Source organism: Leifsonia sp. KNZ12-8B, assembly GCF_056755495.1.
This window is the reverse complement of sequence record NZ_JBPGXM010000098.1, coordinates 1-15,251: the sequence shown is the minus strand read 5'-3', so window position 1 is coordinate 15,251 and position 15,251 is coordinate 1. Positions and strand designations below refer to the sequence as shown.

Sequence of the window (15,251 nt, the reverse complement as noted above, 5' to 3'; positions counted from 1 at the left end):
GGAAAAACGTCGCCGATCGAGCGTCGGCGCGACATTTTTCCTGTGCTCGGCGGCTACGGGGCGGGCGCTACGCGGAGAAGGTGTGGCGGTAGTCCGTGGGGGTCGTGCCCAGGATGCGCTGGAAGTGCAGGCGGAGGTTCGCGCCGGTCCCCAGGCCCACGCTCGCGGCGATCTGCTCGGTCGGGAGGTCGGTGCGCTCCAGCAGCTCCCGCGCGAGGTCGACGCGGGCCCGCAGCACCCACTGCATCGGCGTGTACCCGGTGTCCTCGACGAAGCGGCGGGAGAACGTCCGCTCCGAGACGCGCGCATTGCGGGCGAGTGCCGCCAGGGTCAGCGGTTCGGCCAGGTGCGCGAGCGCCCACTCCCTGGTCTCCGCGAACAGGTCGCCGAGCGGCTCAGGCACGCTGCGCGGCACGTACTGCGCCTGCCCGCCGCTGCGATAGGGCGCGGCCACGAGCCGCCGGGCGACGTGGTTCGAGAGCGCGACGCCGTGGTCGCGGCGGACGAGGTGGAGGCAGAGGTCGATGCCGGAGGCGGCGCCCGCCGAGGTGAGCACGTCGCCCTCGTCGACGAACAGCACGTTCTCGTCGACGCGGATGAGCGGATGCCGCTCCCGCAGCGCACGCGTGTAGTGCCAGTGGGTCGTGGCCCGCTTGCCGTCGAGGAGCCCGGTGGCCGCGAGCGCGAAGGCACCGGTCGAGATCGCCGCCAGCCGCGCACCCCGCTCGTGCGCGGCCGAGAGCGCCGCGACGACCGCGGCAGGCGGCTCGGTGGTCGCCGGCTCGCGGTAGCCGGGGATGAAGACGGTCTGCGCCCACTCCAGCGCCTCCAGCCCGTCGGCCACGTGATACGAGAGGCCGTCGCCGCCGGTGATGAGCCCCGGCGCGGCGCCGCACACCCGCACCTGGTACGGCATGCTGGGGCGGGTCGTGAAGACCTGTGCCGGGATGCCGACGTCGAGCGGCTTCGCCCCGTCGAGCACGAGCACAGCGACGCGATGGTGCTCCATACGCCTCCAAGTCGTGGAATGCAACCCCTGCTCGACCGCGGATCGGGCCCGCCGGGGACGGCAGGAGTCCATTATCCGCCGTGATTCCGCGGCAGAAGGGCCCCCCGGACCGGGGTCGAAGACCCTCTGCCCGGTTGACACGGAGGCTCAGAACGACAACCATCGACCAGGTGCACCACAGCGATCCCGACGCCGAATCAGCGGCCGAGGCGAGCGAGCAGGAACTCGACGGCCTCGTCCGCGATTTCGTGCATGCCCTGGAGGCCCGGCACATCAGCGCCGCGTTCCAGCCGCTGGTCGACGTGGCCACGGGCAAGCTGGTCGCCGCAGAGGCGCTCGCCCGCTGGACCCACCCCGAGCGCGGCGCCATCGCTCCCGACGTGTTCGTCGCGGCCGCAGAGGCGCACGGGATGCTCACGGCGCTGACCGAGCGCATCCTCGCCGAGTGCAGCTCCTGGCCCACCACGACCGCCGACCGCCGTCCGATCGCCGTCGCCATCAACATCTCCGCGTCCCAGCTGCGCGATCCCGCGCTGTACCGGATGCTGGACGAGGCGTTCAGCTCGGGCGACCTCGACCCGCGCGCCCTGACCCTGGAGGTCACCGAGGGCGAGCGGCTCGCCGACTCCCCTCCGGTCATGCCGTGGCTCGCGGGTGTCGTGGCCGCCGGCGTCACCGTGTCGGTCGACGACTTCGGCGTCGGGCACTCGTCGTTCCGCCGTGTGGAGCAGCTGGGCGCGACCGAGCTGAAGCTCGACCGCTCGCTCGTCCAGGACGTGGCCCGTGCCGACAGCCTCGCCCAGGTGGTCAAAGAGGCGCACGACCTCGGCCTCCGCGTCGTCGGCGAGGGCGTCGAGCAGCGCAGCGACTTCGAGCGGCTGGCCGACGTGGGCTGCGACCGCGCGCAGGGCTTCTGGATCGCCCGGCCGGCGCCGCGCCAGCAGTTCACGCAGTGGGCGCTGGAGCACACCTCGGTCCTCTAGCGCCGCGCAGAGGGACGAACCGCCGGACGACTCTGCCGGACTGCTCCGCCGGACGACTCTGCCCTGGCGACTCCGCACGGACGGCAGCGTGCCCGGACGCGCAGCAGGGGCGCGGCCTCCACGGCGCACGCCCCTGCTCTGCTGAGGTTCGGCTCAGATCCCGTCGAACGAGTCGATGTTGAACGCGGGTCGCTCCTCGGGCTCCGCCTGGCCCACCTCGATCTGCGTCCAGGTGACCGGCATGCCGGGCGAGAAGAGGATGTCGACGCCCGGGCCTCCGCGCAGCGGCGGGATGGTGACGTAGCCGCCGCCGTCCTTGACCGCCGAGAGGATGCGGGACTTGAGCTCGTCCACCGGGTCGGGGAGGAAGTAGTCCTTGCCGTCGACGGTGAGGCGATGCACGATCACGCCGCGAGCTCCTTTCGTGGGGGTGTGCGCCCAACAGGGGCGCCCGGTCACCATACACCCGGCACCCGCTGGCGCAATCGGCGCGGCGGCCGGCGGCGGGCTCACGCTCGGACGAGCACCGATTCCGCGGCGGCGTACGGCTGGTCGGCGCCCGTCGCCACGACGCCCTCGTCGCGCCACCGCCGTGCCCGCGCGGGGTCGTCGGTCAGTTCGGCGAGGGCGAGGGGAGGCTCCCAGTCGTCGGCGAGCCGCTCCAGCAGCTGCCTCCGCACGCGGAAGGGCTGGTCGCGGATGTCGCGCCCCGCGACCGCGAGCAGGTCCGTCGCGACGAACCCGCCGTCCGTGGCGACCCCCTCCAGTGCACATCCGGTCGGGAGCGCCTCGGCGGCGGAGCGGAGGCGGGAGAAGCGCGTGCCCGCTGCGCGCGCCTCCTCGTCCCACAGCAGCACGTCGTCGCCGTCGACCGCGACCACGAGCCGCTCGCCCGCCGGAGTGCGCGTGTAGACCGTGCCGCCTGGCATGGCCGTGGCGCCGGGCAGCCGCTGGGCCGCTGCGAGCGGCGCGGGCGCGAGCCCGGTGCGGAAGGCGGGAGGGACGCGGTCGGGGTCCCGGCTCTCCGGCGAGGCCGCACCGGCGTCGTCGTGCCCGCTCTGCGCAGCCCCGGCCTTGGGCGCCATCAGGTGGATCATCCAGTTCTTCTCGTCGCCGCCCTGCCCGGTGTGGATGAGCGCGAACCGGCGCGGCTCGCCGCCCAGCCCGCCGTCGGGCCGGCCCTGCAGCGTGGCGATGACCTCGGCGCCGTCGCGCCACTTCTCCAGCTCGAACTCGCCGGCGTCCCAGATGCGCACCTGGCCGCCGCCGTACTCGCCGGCCGGGATCTCGCCCTCGAAGGTGCCGTACTCCAGCGGATGGTCCTCGGTCTGCACGGCGAGGTGGTTCTTCTTCGGGTCGGTGGGCGGCCCCTTGGGGATCGCCCACGAGACCAGCACGCCGTCGTGCTCCAGCCGGAAGTCGTAGTGGAGGCGGCGGGCGTGGTGCTCCTGGATGACGAACGAGCGGCCGCTGCCGGGCATCCCGAGATCCTCCGGCACCGGCTCTGGCGTCTTGGCGGCGTCCCGCATCGAGCGATACGTGCTCAGGCGGTCGCGGGAGGCGCTGGTGGCGGTGAACGTCGCCAGGTGCTCCGGCGTCGGCTCGAGCCCGGCGTCGCGCGAGCGCAGCAGGGGCGCCAGGAGGTCGCCGTCGGCCTCGAAGCGCTGCAGCACCTCCCGGTAGTCGAGGTGCCGCAGGCCCGGGTCGCGCAGCTCGTCCCAGGTGCGGGGAGCGGCGACGGTCGGGTGCGGGCGGCCGCGCAGCGAGTACGGCGCGATCGTCGTCTTCTTGCCGTTGTTCTGCGACCAGTCGATGAGGACCTTGCCGGCGCGCAGCGACTTCTTCATGTCCGAGACGATGTCGTCGGGATGGTCGGCCTCCAGCGCGCGGGCCAGCTCATGCGCGACGTGGGAGACCTGGTCGCTGGTGAGCGAGCCGTCGAGCGCGGTGTAGACGTGGATTCCCTTGGAGCCGCTGGTGAGCGGGTGCGGGTCGAGGCCCATCCCCTCGAGGATGTCCTTGGCCAGCAGCGCGATCTGCGCCGTCGTCGGGAGGTCGACGCCCGGCCCCGGGTCGAAGTCGAGCACCATGCGGTCGGGGTTGCGCGCGCCTCCCGTGCGGGCGAACTGCCACTGCGGAACGTGCAGCTCGAGCGCGGCCGACTGGGCCAGCCAGGCGAGCGTGGCGCGGTCCTCCACGAGCGGGTACTGCTTGGGGCCGGAGGAGTGCTCGATGGCCCGGCGCTGCACCCAGTCGGGCACGCCGTTGCCGAGGTCCTTCTCGAAGAACGCGTCGAGTGGATGGGCGTCGGTGCCGACACCGTTGGGCCAGCGCTTGCGCGTCACCGCGCGGTTGGCCGAGTACGGGATGAGCGCGGGCGCGATGGCGACGTAGTACGCGATGACGTCGGCCTTGGTCGTGCCGGTCTCGGGGTACAGCACCTTGTCGAGATTGCTGACCCGCAGCCTCCGCCCGTCCACCTCGACCGTCTGCGCGCCCGCCTGTGCCATGCCCCGCACGCTACTCCCGGTGGGCGACCGCCGAGTACGCGGAGAGTCTGCGTACTCGGCGGTTTTCGCGCGAATTCCTGCGTACTCGGCGGTTGCCGGTCAGACGGGGATGGGGAGGGGGAGGCGGAGGGGCGCTGCGGTCGCGGCGACCACCTCCTCGACCGTGACGTCGGGTGCGAGCTCGACCAGCGCGAGGCCGTCCGGCGTGACGTCGATCACCGCGAGATCGGTGATGATGCGGTCGACCACGCCGCGACCCGTCAGCGGCAGGGTGCAGCGCTCGACGATCTTCGGCGAGCCGTCGCGGGCGGTGTGCTCCATCAGCGCGATCACGCGCCGGGCGCCGTGCACGAGGTCCATCGCGCCGCCCGGGCCCTTCACCATCCGGCCCGGGATCATCCAGTTGGCCAGGTCGCCGGTCGCCGACACCTGCATCGCGCCCAGCACGGCGGCGTCGATCTTGCCGCCGCGGATCATCCCGAAGCTCAGCGCCGAGTCGAAGAAGGCGGCGCCCGGCAGCACGGTGACCGTCTCCTTGCCCGCGTTGATGAGGTCGGGGTCGACCGCGTCCTCACCCGGGTACGGTCCGACGCCGAGGATGCCGTTCTCCGACTGCAGCACGACCGTGCGGCCCGCCGGCAGGTGGTTCGGGATGAGCGTCGGGAGGCCGATCCCCAGGTTCACGTAGGCGCCGTCGGGCAGCTCGAGGGCCGCACGGGCGGCGAGCTGGTCGCGGGTCAGGGGCATGTCAGGCCGTCCTCTCGGGGGTGGTCGTGCGGCGCTCGATCCGCTTCTCCACGGCGCCGGCCTCCACCACGCGGTGCACGTACACGCCGGGGAGGTGGATGTCGTCGGGCGCGAGCTCGCCCGGCTCCACCAGCCGCTCCACCTGGGCGATGCAGACGCGCCCGGCCATCGCGGCCAGGGGCGAGAAGTTGCGGGCGGAGGCGTGGAACCGCAGGTTGCCGTGCCGGTCGCCCACCTCGGCGTGGATCAGCGCGAAGTCGGTGACGATCGCCTCCTCCAGCACGAACTCCCGCGGCTCGCCGGCGACGTCGAACGTCGCGACGGGCTTGGGCGGGGACGCCACCGCGACCGTTCCGTCCGGGTTGTAGCGGCGCGGCAGGCCGCCCTCGGCCACCTGCGTCCCGACGCCGGTCTGCGTGTAGAAGGCGGCGATCCCCGACCCGCCGGCGCGCAGCTTCTCGCCGAGGGTGCCCTGCGGGGTCAGCTCCAGCTCCAGCTCGCCGCTGAGGTACTGCCGCTCGAACTCCTTGTTCTCGCCCACATACGACGAGGTCATGGTCCGGATGCGGTGGGCGGCGAGCAGCACGCCCAGGCCCCAGTCCTCGACCCCGCAGTTGTTGCTGACGACGTGGAGGCCGTCCACCCCGGTGGCGAGCAGCGCCTCGATGAGTACCATCGGCGTGCCGCAGAGCCCGAAGCCGCCGACCGCGAGGGAGGCGCCGCTCGGGATGTCCGCGACCGCCTCCGCCGCCGAGGCGACCCGCTTGTCGATACCGGTCGCGCCGGCGGCCGCAGCGCCGGTCGCGCCGCCGGTCGCGGTCGTCCCGGTCGTCGTGATCGTCACCGCGCGCTCCATCCGCCGTCCATCGTGTAGCTCGCGCCGGTCACCATCCCCGCGTCGTCGCCCGCCAGCCAGAGGGCGAGGCTCGCGACCTCGCGCGGCTCCACCAGCCGTTTGATCGCGGACTCGGTGAGCATGACCTTCTCGAGCACCTCCGCCTCGGGGATGCCGTGCACCCGCGCCTGGTCGGCGATCTGCCGCTCGACGAGCGGGGTGCGCACGTAGCCGGGGTCGATGCAGTTGCTCGTCACGCCGTGCTCCGCGCCCTCGAGCGCGGTGACCTTCGACAGCCCCTCCAGCCCGTGCTTGGCGGTCACGTAGGCCGACTTGAACGCCGAGGCCCGGAGGCCGTGCACGCTCGACAGGTTGATCACCCGCCCGAACCCGCGCTCGTACATCCCGGGCAGCACAGCGCGCAGCAGCAGGAACGGCGCCTCCACCATCAGCCGCAGGATGAGCGAGAAGTCGGCCGGGTCGAAGTCGACGATGGGGCTGACCCGCTGGATGCCGGCGTTGTTGACGAGGATGTCGGCGTCGAGCGTCAGCCCGGCCAGCGCGGCCGTGTCCGAGAGGTCGACCTGCCACGCCTCGCCGCCGATCTCGGCGGCCACGCGCTCGGCGGCGGAGCCGTCGACGTCGGCGACCACCACGGCGGCCCCGGCGGCGGCGAAGGCGGAGGCGCAGGCCGCGCCGATCCCGCTCCCGCCGCCCGTGACCACCGCGCGGCGGCCGGTCAGGTCCGTCCCTGCGGGCTGCGCGCCCGTCACCGGGCGACCGCCCCGCTGCGCGCCGACGCCGCGGCCGGCTCGTACTTCGCCGCGTCGGCGGCGTCCAGGGCGCGCAGCGACGACCCGCGGGTCTCGCGGAGGGTGAGCACGGCGACGGCGGTGATCACGCTGGCGACGACGATGTAGAGCGCGATCGGCAGCCAGGAGTCGTAGTCCTTCAGCCACTGCGTCGCCAGGATCGGGGCGAGCGAGCCCGCCAGGATGGAGGTCACCTGCGAGCCGAGCGAGACGCCCGAGTAGCGCATCCTGGTCGGGAACAGCTCGGCCATGATCGCCGGCTGCGGTGCGTACATGAAGGCGTGGAAGACGAGCCCGACGGTCACCGCGAGAACGATCAGCACGGGGTTGAGGGTGTCGAACAGCGGGAAGGCGAAGAACGCCCAGGTCGCGCCCAGCACGGCGCCGATCAGGTAGACCGGCTTGCGGCCGATCACGTCGCTCAGCCGACCGACCTGCGGGATGACCAGGAAGTGCACGATGTGCGCGATCAGCAGCGCCAGCAGGAGCTGGCTGGTGTCGTAGTCGTGCACGGCCTTCAGGTAGACGATCGTGAAGCTGACGACGATGTAGTACACGATGTTCTCGGCGAAGCGCAGGCCCATCGCCTGCAGCACGCCGCCCGGGTAGCGCTTGAGCACCTGGCCGACGCCGTACGAGCGGGACTGCTCAGCCTCGGCCTGCGCCTTCGCCTCCACGAAGATCGGCGCCTCGGAGACGTGCGTGCGGATGTAGAACCCGACGAGCACGATCACCGCCGACAGCCAGAACGCGATGCGCCAGCCCCAGCTGAGGAACGCCTCCGGCGACAGCACCCACGAGGTCACCAGAAGGACGACGGTCGCGAGCAGGTTGCCGACCGGGACGGCCGCCTGCGGCCAGCTCGACCAGAAGCCGCGCGAGCGGTCGGGGCTCTGCTCGGCCACCAGCAGCACAGCGCCTCCCCACTCGCCGCCGAGCGCGAAGCCCTGGATGAAGCGCAGCGCGACGAGCAGCGCGGGCGCCCAGTAGCCGACGGTCGCGAAGCCCGGCAGGCAGCCCATGAGGAAGGTCGCGGCGCCGACGATGATGATGGTCGCCTGGAGGGTCGGCTTGCGGCCGAACCGGTCGCCGATCTGGCCGAACACGATGCCGCCGAGCGGGCGGGCGAGGAAGCCGACCGCGTACGTGAGGAACGCCGCGATCACCCCGTCGAGCGGGGTGCCGCCCGCCGGGAAGAAGAACGTGCCGAAGACGAGGCTCGCGGCGGTCGCGTAGAGGAAGAACTCGTACCACTCGACGACGGTGCCGGCCATGGAGGCGGCGACGATGGTCTTGAGGCGCTTGCCGGCGGGGGCTGAGGCGCCCGCGACGGTGGGGTTGACGGTGTCCATGTCTCTCCTTCGATGTCGACGGTGACATCCGCCGATCAGTCTCACCGGCCTCCCGAGGCGAAGCAATGCCCAGTCATGCGAAGGCGGTGTGCATAATTGCACGCATGGAACCGTCGCCGCCGCCGGCCTCTCTGCCCGACCTCGCCAGGCGTCCCCGCTCGGACGACCTGCTCGTCCTGCTCGCCGTCGCCCGCGCCGGGCGCTTCTCGGGCGCCGCCGAGCAGCTCGGCGTCGACCACACCACCGTCTCGCGCCGCATCGCCGCCCTGGAGGACGCCCTCGGCGGTCGCCTGCTCACCCAGGCGGCGTCCGGCTGGGAGCTGACGCCGCTCGGCCACCAGGCGGCCGACACCGCCTCCCGCATCGAGGCGGCCGTCGCCGACCTCACCAGCCCCTCGGCCGAGCCGGACCCGATCCAGGGCGTCGTGCGGATGTCCGCGACCGACGGGTTCAGCGCCTACATCGCGGCGCCGGCCATCGCCGAGCTGCGGCAGCGGCATCCCGGGCTGTCGGTGGAGATCGTCACCGTCACCCGGCGCGCGCTGCAGTACCGCTCGGGGCTCGACATCGAGGTGGTCGTCGGCAACCCGCAGACCAAGCGCGCGCACATCGTCGAGCTCGGCTCGTACGCGCTGGGGATGTACGCGACGCGCGAGTATCTCGCGCGGGCGGGGACACCGCGCACCGCGGACGAGCTGATGACGCATCCGCTCGTCTACTTCATCGACTCGATCCTGCAGGTGGACGACCTCGACCTCCCGCGCCGCCTGGTGCCGCGGATGCGCGACTCGCTGACCTCGACGAACGTGTTCGTGCATGTGGAGGCGACGCGCGCGGGGGCGGGGATCGGCCTGCTGCCGTGCTTCATGGCCGACAGGCACGACGACCTCGTGCGGCTCTTGCCGGCGGAGTTCAACGAGCACCTGCCGTACTGGATGGTCGTGCGGCCCGACTCGCTGCGGATCGCCGCCGTCTCGGCGGTCGCCGACGCGCTGCGCGCCCGAGCGGCGGCCTTCGCGCCCGCCCTCGCCGGCCGCGCCCCCTGACCGCGACACCCGCTGCTGCCGGGCAACCGCCGAGTACGCGGATTCTCTGCGTACTCGACCGTTTCCCCGCGAATTCGCGCGTACTCGGCGGTTACTCGGCCGGGGCCGGGGCGGGGATGGGGGCCGGGAGCTGGTCTTTGGGGAGCTTGCGGACCTTCGTGCGGCGCTTGCGGCGGTCCGGGATCATCGAGCGCATCTCCTCCAGGCGGCCGAAGCACAGCAGGCGGTCGCCCGGCTCCAGCGTCACGCCGCTGCGCGGGTTGGGGATGACCGTCGTGCCGCGGTGCAGCGTGAGCACCGTGATGTCGCGGTCCCACAGCCCGGACTCCTTGATCGTCTTGCCGACGAGGTCGGCGTTCGTGTGCACGAGCAGCTCGGCCACGCCGTACCCCGTGGAGACCGTCAGGCGCTGCCGCACGTCGATCTCGGGGAACGCGACCTGATTGTCGATGAAGTCGATGATCGCGCCGGCGACGTCGAGCCCGGTCGCGCGCTCGATGCCCTCCAGCCCCGGGGAGGAGTTCACCTCCATCACCAGCGGTCCGTCGTTGCCCTCGAGCATGTCGACGCCGGCCACGCGGAGGCCCATGATCTGCGCCGACCGCACCGCGGCCTCCTGATACTCCGGCGAGAGGTCCACCTTCTCGACCGTGCCGCCGCGGTGCACGTTGGAGCGGAACTCGTCTCCGCTCGCCACCCGCCGCATGGCCGCGACGACCCGGTCGCCGACGACCAGCGCGCGGACGTCGCGTCCGCGGCTCTCCTTGATGAAGCTCTGGATGAGCACGTTCTGCTTGGTCGAGTGCAGCGTCTCGACGATCGCCTCCGCGATCTTGGCCTCGGGCGCCAGGATGACGCCGATGCCCTGCGTGCCCTCCAGCAGCTTGATGACGACGGGCGCGCCGCCCACCCGCTCGATCGCCATGCGCACGTCGGCGCGGCTGTTGACGAAGGCGGTGGCCGGCATCCCGATGTTGTGACGCGACAGGATCTGGTTGGCGCGCAGCTTGTCCCGCGAGTTCGTGATGCCGTTGGCGGTGTTCGGCGTGTACACGTCCATCTGCTCGAACTGGCGCACGACGGCCGTGCCGAAGTAGGTGATCGAGTTGCCGATCCGCGGCAGGATCGCGTCGTAGTCCGACAGCAGCCGGCCCCGGTACTGGAGGTCCGGCTCGTCACCCGAGAGGTCGATCGCGAACCGCAGGGTGTTCAGCACCTTCACGTCGTGCCCGCGCTCCAGCGCGGCCGCGCGCAGTCGACCGGTCGAGTACGACTGCGGAGCACGCGAGAGGATGGCGAGTTTCAACTTCAGGCTCCTGACAAGATGGGGGGATGGCTCAGGACTCCCATTCAAACACCACCGCGGGCGAGGCGGCGGTGGCCGGATCGACCGTCGTGGGCTGGCGCGAATGGGCCGAGCTGACCTCCATCGGAGTGCCCTGGATCAAGGTGAAGGTCGACACCGGCGCCCGCAGCTCGGCGCTCCACGCGTACGACGTGCAGGAGCTGCCAGGCGACCGCGTCCGCTTCACCGTGCAGCCGTGGCAGGACTCCGACGCCGACGCGACCGTGGTCGAGTGCGCGGTGCACGACCGGCGGCAGGTGCGCAGCTCGTCCGGGCACGTGGAGGACCGGATCGTCGTCCTCCTGGAGCTCACCCTCGCCGGTCGCACCGTCGTCGCCGAGACGACCCTGAGCAACCGCGACCAGATGGGCTTCAAGATGCTCGTCGGCCGGGAGGCGCTGCGCCGCGGCTTCGTCGTCGACCCCGGTGCGTCGTTCGTCGGAGGGCGGGCGCCGCGGGAGGTCCGTCGCCGCAACCGCGGGCGGCAGTAGAGCAGCGGAGCCGGCTCGTCGAGGGGCGGCGGGGCACGCCAGGACGGCTAGGCCGCAGCGCGTCCTCGGCGCTCGCCGCGTCCGCCGCGTCGCGCCCACACCAGCGCCGGCACCAGCAGCAGCGCGAGCACCCCGCCCGCCAGCGACAGCGTGGCGTAGTCGGTGGCCGCCATCACCATCCCGGAGGCCGCACCTCCTCCGGCCCCGGCGAGGGCGACCAGCACGTCGATCGAGCCCTGGGTGCGGGCGCGGATCGCGGTCGGCGTCGCGTCGACGACCAGCGCGGTGCCGGCGATGAGTCCGAAGTTCCACCCCAGCCCGAGCAGCGCGAGGGCGAGCACGATCATCCCGAACGAGTCCGCGGGCGCCAGCGCGGCGACGATCCCGGCGAGCAGCAGCGTGACGCCGGAGGCGGCGGCCATCGGGAGGCGCCCGACCCGGTCCACGAGCCAGCCCGTGACCAGGCTCGGCAGGTACATGGCGCCGATGTGCACGCCGATCACGACGCCGACGGCCGACAGCTCGAAGTGGTGGGCGCGCATGTGCACGGGCGTCATCGTCATGATCGCGACCATCGCGATCTGGGTGAGGACCATCACGGTCGCGCCGACGAACGCGCCGGGGCCGGGCCGCACGCGGGCGGCGTCCGCTTCCGGGGTTGCGGCGGGCCGTTCGGGACCGGCCGGGGACGGGGCGTCGGCACCGGCCGCCACGGTCCGGTCCGCGTCGGCACCGCTCGCGTTCGTCCCGCCCGCGTCGCCGCCTCCCGCCTGCTGAGCCGCGGTGGCGGGCTCCGCCTCCACCCGGGCCAGCTCCCGAGCGACGAGGTAGGGGTCGGGTCGCAGCAGCACCAGCAGCACGGCGCCCGCGGAGAGGTAGGCGGCCGCCGCGAGCAGGAACGGCCCGGCCAGCGCCGGCAGCCCCAGCCCGACGGCGAGTCCGCCGAGCGGGTCGACGAGGTTCGGCCCGGCGACCGCGCCGAGCGTCGTGGAGACCAGCGCGACGCTGACCGCGAGCCCCCGCTGGGCGGGCAGGGCGAGGTCGGTGCCCGCGTAGCGCGCCTGGAGGTTGGTGGCCGATCCGGCGCCGTAGACGAAGAGGGAGACGAACAGCAGCGGGAGGGTGCCGGTCGCCGCGGCGACGACGGTCCCGATCGCGCCGAGGCCCGCGGCGGCGAAGCCGAGACCGAGACCGCCCCGCCGGCCGAGCCGCTGCGTGACGCGACCGACGACGAAGGCGGTCAGCGCGGCTCCCAGCGTGAACAGCGCGGTCGGCACACCGGCGAGCGTGTCGGAGCCGAGCAGCTGCTGCGCGAGCAGCGCGCCAACGGTGATGCCCGCCGCGAGCCCCGCCCCGCCGAGCACCTGGCTGATCACCACGACCGTGAGGGTGCGCCGCTGCAGGGCGCGGCGGGCCGCGTCGTCGCCGACCAGGGAGCGGGCCGCGGCGCCGGGGTCGGAGGGGATCGTCTGCGGGCCGGGCACAGCGCCACGCTAGCGGGTCTCGCGCCGGGCGCGCGCGGACGCGTACAGTCGGCGCCGGACCGGGAGGCGGGCATGGCGACGACCGAACCCTCGCGAGAGACCCTGCGTCAGCTGCGCACCTGGCGCAGGGAGGCCGCGACCTACGACACCACGATGGCGAAGACCGAGCGCGGGCTGCTCGCGGGGACCCGCGAGTGGATCGGCGCCCGCGCGGCCGGCCGGGTGCTGGAGGTGGCCGTCGGGACCGGCCGCACCCTCCCGTACTACCGCGATGTCGTCTCCCTCACCGCCATCGACCTGACGCCGGAGATGCTGGCCGTCGCGCGCAGCCGCGCCGCGCACGCGGGCATCGAGGTGGAGTTCGCCGAGGCCGATGCGGAGGCGCTCCCGTTCGCGGACGAGCGCTTCGACACCGTCGTGTGCGCGCTCGCCCTGTGCTCCATCCCCCGCCCCGGCACCGCCGTCGCGGAGATGCGGCGCGTGCTGGTGCCGGGCGGCACCCTCCTGCTCGTCGACCACATCGGCAGCACGTGGCCGCCGGTCTACGCGCTGCAGTGGCTGGTCGAGCGGTACAGCATCCCGGTCAGGGGCGAGCACCTGACGCGAAGGCACGTGGCGAGGGTCGAGGCCGCCGGGTTCCGGGTGGTCGAGCGCGAGCGCCTGAAGGCGGGGATGGTGGAGCGGATCCGCGCCGTCAGGCCGTGAGCCCGAGCTCCTCCCGCCAGTGCGCCAGGAACTCGGCGCCGGCCTCGTCGTGGATCGCGTCGCCGATCGTGATGACCTCGTAGGGGCGGTCGAGCACGCCGTCGGCGGGGCGCACATCCACATGCGCGACGTCGTAGCCGGCCGCGTGCACGTAGTCGGCCATCTTGTAGTCGCTGCGGGAGTCGCCCACCGAGCGCCAGCGCCGCGGCAGCGGGCCGCGCGCCGCGAAGTAGTCGAAGGCGCGCTGGGCGCCCCGGTCCTTGTCGAGCAGGACCGACTCGATGTCGGTGGAGATGATGGTCGGGTCGATGCGGAACGGGATGCGCCCCTCCGCATCCGGCTTCTCGCGCGACCCGTAGCGCAGGCCGAGGCCCAGGCCGGTGAGGAGGTCGAAGGCGGCGTCCTCGAACCGGCCCTGCGCCTCCTTGTAGGTCGCCGGGTCGACGTCGGTGCGCTGCTCGACGGAGATCATCGCGCGCTTGGTCTCGTCGAAGAACATCGTGTCGGCGAATCCCTCGCGCACGAGGTCGCGCACCCCGTCGACCGCGGCCGGCGGGAACGCGACGCTCTCGTCGACGGTGACCTCGCCCATCCCGTCGCCCGTGATCGCCGCCCAGGCGCCGCCCTTCTCGAAGACGCCGAAGACGCGGGCGCCGTCCTGCTCCAGCGCCTCCCCGAGCCCGGCCGCGCACAGGGGCGTCACGACCTGGTGGCGGATGAAGTCGGCAGAGCGCCCGGTGATGAACGCGATCGGCACGCCGGCGGCGGCCATCGCGACGAGGTCGGTGACGATGCTCGGGATGCTGATGGAGCGGGTGACCGGGCTCGCGATGGGCCCGTCGACGTCGAAGAGGAGTCCGAGGTTGTGCACGCCTCCATCATCCCGCGCCGAGCGTGCCCGGTCGTCCTTCCCCCGTCGAGGTGGTGGGGGGGGGCCCCCCCCCCCCCCCCCCCGCGGGGGGGGGGGGGGGGGGCGGGCGGGGCCACAACCGGTTCAGCTCCGAGGCCCCGCGCGTATGTTGGGGGCCGTGGATGGACGCGTGCTTCTCGACCGCTACGAGCTCGGCGACGGGCTCGGGCACGGCGGCATGGCCACGGTCTACCGTGGCTACGACCGGCAGCTCGGGCGCGATGTGGCGATCAAGCTCTTCGCGCCGGGGACCGCGGTCGACGACGTGCGCCGCCGCACCGAGGCGTCGTCGCTCGCGCGGCTGAGCCATCCCCACCTCGTCGCCCTGTACGACGCCCACCTGGCCGAGCCGGGGGACGAGACGCCGAGCTTCCTCGTGATGGAGCTGGTCGACGGCGAGGACCTGCGCACGCGCCTCGACCGCGGCCCGCTGCCGACGGGCGAGGTCGTCGCCGTGCTGGCCGGCATCGCGGAGGCGCTGGTCGTCGTGCACGACCACGGCATGGTGCACCGCGACCTGAAGCCCGCCAACATCCTGATCGCCGAGCCGGGCATTCCGGGCGCCGCCCCGCCGGTCAAGCTGGCCGACTTCGGCATCGCGCACCTGCTCGGCACCGAGCGCGTGACGGGTACCGGACTCGTCATGGGGACCGCCGCGTACCTCAGCCCCGAGCAGGCGGGCGGCGAGGACCCAGGACCCTCCGCCGACATCTACGCCCTCGGCCTGGTCGTGCTGGAGACGCTGACCGGCGTGACCGAGTACCCCGGAAGCCCGGTGGAGGCGGTGACGGCCCGCGCCGCCCGCGACCCGCGCATCCCCGCCGGTCTGCCGGAGGACTGGCGCGGGCTGCTGGCGGCGATGACCGCCCGCGACCCCGCCCTGCGCCCGACCGCGCTGGAGGTGGCGGTCTCGGCCCGAGAACTCGGCCCGCAGCTGGCGGGCTGGGCGGGTCCGACCGCGCCGGTCGACGTGCCGACGGAGGCGATGGACGCGCCGACGGCGGGTGCGGGCCGAGTTCTCG

15 protein-coding genes are annotated in these 15,251 nt (G+C 73.2%); 5 read left to right on the top strand and 10 right to left on the bottom strand.

Annotated features, from left to right (window positions below; all coding sequences use genetic code 11):
- Positions 1-67 precede the first annotated feature (67 nt).
- Entirely contained in the window at positions 68-1,009 is a 942-nt protein-coding gene (locus ACR9ZG_RS13735) for a GlxA family transcriptional regulator (RefSeq protein ID WP_481285408.1), read from the bottom strand.
- A 170-nt stretch (positions 1,010-1,179) separates the two neighbouring features.
- Between ACR9ZG_RS13735 and ACR9ZG_RS13730 the strand changes: the two genes are divergently transcribed.
- Positions 1,180-1,992 (top strand): EAL domain-containing protein, encoded by an 813-nt coding sequence (locus tag ACR9ZG_RS13730; RefSeq protein ID WP_481285407.1) that lies wholly within the window; start codon positions 1,180-1,182, stop codon positions 1,990-1,992.
- 153 nt (positions 1,993-2,145) lie between these two features.
- On the opposite strand, the gene ACR9ZG_RS13725 is transcribed toward ACR9ZG_RS13730, so the two are convergent.
- From ACR9ZG_RS13725 to ACR9ZG_RS13700, 6 genes are all read right to left on the bottom strand, one after another.
- Positions 2,146-2,400 (bottom strand): hypothetical protein, encoded by a 255-nt coding sequence (locus ACR9ZG_RS13725; RefSeq protein ID WP_301212725.1) that lies wholly within the window; start codon positions 2,398-2,400, stop codon positions 2,146-2,148.
- A 101-nt stretch (positions 2,401-2,501) separates the two neighbouring features.
- Positions 2,502-4,502 carry a non-homologous end-joining DNA ligase gene (ligD, locus tag ACR9ZG_RS13720; RefSeq protein WP_481285406.1) on the bottom strand — a complete coding sequence of 667 codons (2,001 nt, stop codon included), beginning with the start codon at positions 4,500-4,502 and terminating at the stop codon, positions 2,502-2,504.
- A 99-nt stretch (positions 4,503-4,601) separates the two neighbouring features.
- A complete protein-coding gene (locus ACR9ZG_RS13715) occupies positions 4,602-5,249 on the bottom strand; it encodes a CoA transferase subunit B (RefSeq protein ID WP_481285405.1) in 648 nt (215 codons plus the stop codon).
- Position 5,250: 1 nt separating this feature from the next.
- Positions 5,251-6,021: a CoA transferase subunit A gene (locus ACR9ZG_RS13710; RefSeq protein WP_481285409.1), complete on the bottom strand. Its 771-nt coding sequence runs from the start codon at positions 6,019-6,021 to the stop codon at positions 5,251-5,253.
- Positions 6,022-6,089: 68 nt separating this feature from the next.
- A complete protein-coding gene (locus ACR9ZG_RS13705; RefSeq protein ID WP_481285404.1) occupies positions 6,090-6,857 on the bottom strand; it encodes a 3-hydroxybutyrate dehydrogenase in 768 nt (255 codons plus the stop codon).
- Complete coding sequence (locus ACR9ZG_RS13700) at positions 6,854-8,248, bottom strand: MFS transporter (protein ID WP_481285403.1); 1,395 nt, start codon at positions 8,246-8,248, stop codon at positions 6,854-6,856. The genes ACR9ZG_RS13705 and ACR9ZG_RS13700 overlap by 4 nt, the downstream gene beginning before the upstream one ends.
- A gap of 104 nt (positions 8,249-8,352) precedes the next feature.
- On the opposite strand from ACR9ZG_RS13700, the gene ACR9ZG_RS13695 reads away from it, so the two are divergent.
- On the top strand, positions 8,353-9,294 hold the full coding sequence (locus ACR9ZG_RS13695) for a LysR family transcriptional regulator (protein ID WP_481285402.1): 942 nt from the start codon (positions 8,353-8,355) through the stop codon (positions 9,292-9,294).
- Positions 9,295-9,385: 91 nt separating this feature from the next.
- Here ACR9ZG_RS13695 and ACR9ZG_RS13690 read toward each other — a convergent pair whose 3' ends face one another.
- Positions 9,386-10,600 (bottom strand): RimK family alpha-L-glutamate ligase, encoded by a 1,215-nt coding sequence (locus ACR9ZG_RS13690; protein WP_481285401.1) that lies wholly within the window; start codon positions 10,598-10,600, stop codon positions 9,386-9,388.
- Positions 10,601-10,626: 26 nt separating this feature from the next.
- On the opposite strand from ACR9ZG_RS13690, the gene ACR9ZG_RS13685 reads away from it, so the two are divergent.
- A complete protein-coding gene (locus tag ACR9ZG_RS13685; RefSeq protein ID WP_481285400.1) occupies positions 10,627-11,130 on the top strand; it encodes an ATP-dependent zinc protease family protein in 504 nt (167 codons plus the stop codon).
- Between the two features lie 47 nt (positions 11,131-11,177).
- On the opposite strand, the gene ACR9ZG_RS13680 is transcribed toward ACR9ZG_RS13685, so the two are convergent.
- Complete coding sequence (locus tag ACR9ZG_RS13680; protein WP_481285399.1) at positions 11,178-12,614, bottom strand: MFS transporter; 1,437 nt, start codon at positions 12,612-12,614, stop codon at positions 11,178-11,180.
- Positions 12,615-12,686: 72 nt separating this feature from the next.
- On the opposite strand from ACR9ZG_RS13680, the gene ACR9ZG_RS13675 reads away from it, so the two are divergent.
- The gene (locus tag ACR9ZG_RS13675; protein ID WP_481285398.1) at positions 12,687-13,319 is read left to right on the top strand and encodes a class I SAM-dependent methyltransferase; all 633 of its coding nucleotides are present in this window, start codon (positions 12,687-12,689) and stop codon (positions 13,317-13,319) included.
- On the opposite strand, the gene ACR9ZG_RS13670 is transcribed toward ACR9ZG_RS13675, so the two are convergent.
- Positions 13,309-14,190: a hypothetical protein gene (locus ACR9ZG_RS13670; protein WP_481285397.1), complete on the bottom strand. Its 882-nt coding sequence runs from the start codon at positions 14,188-14,190 to the stop codon at positions 13,309-13,311. The genes ACR9ZG_RS13675 and ACR9ZG_RS13670 overlap by 11 nt on opposite strands.
- A gap of 157 nt (positions 14,191-14,347) precedes the next feature.
- Between ACR9ZG_RS13670 and ACR9ZG_RS13665 the strand changes: the two genes are divergently transcribed.
- Positions 14,348-15,251: serine/threonine-protein kinase (locus tag ACR9ZG_RS13665; RefSeq protein ID WP_481285396.1), on the top strand; the 904-nt coding region annotated here is incomplete at its 3' end.

Coding starts and splice junctions, on each gene's coding strand:
- ACR9ZG_RS13735 (WP_481285408.1), bottom strand. CDS start 1,009: ATGGAGCACCATCGCGTCGCTGTGCTCGTGCTCGACGGGGCGAAGCCG.
- ligD (WP_481285406.1), bottom strand. CDS start 4,502: ATGGCACAGGCGGGCGCGCAGACGGTCGAGGTGGACGGGCGGAGGCTG.
- ACR9ZG_RS13715 (WP_481285405.1), bottom strand. CDS start 5,249: ATGCCCCTGACCCGCGACCAGCTCGCCGCCCGTGCGGCCCTCGAGCTG.
- ACR9ZG_RS13700 (WP_481285403.1), bottom strand. CDS start 8,248: ATGGACACCGTCAACCCCACCGTCGCGGGCGCCTCAGCCCCCGCCGGC.
- ACR9ZG_RS13695 (WP_481285402.1), top strand. CDS start 8,353: ATGGAACCGTCGCCGCCGCCGGCCTCTCTGCCCGACCTCGCCAGGCGT.
- ACR9ZG_RS13685 (WP_481285400.1), top strand. CDS start 10,627: ATGGCTCAGGACTCCCATTCAAACACCACCGCGGGCGAGGCGGCGGTG.
- ACR9ZG_RS13675 (WP_481285398.1), top strand. CDS start 12,687: ATGGCGACGACCGAACCCTCGCGAGAGACCCTGCGTCAGCTGCGCACC.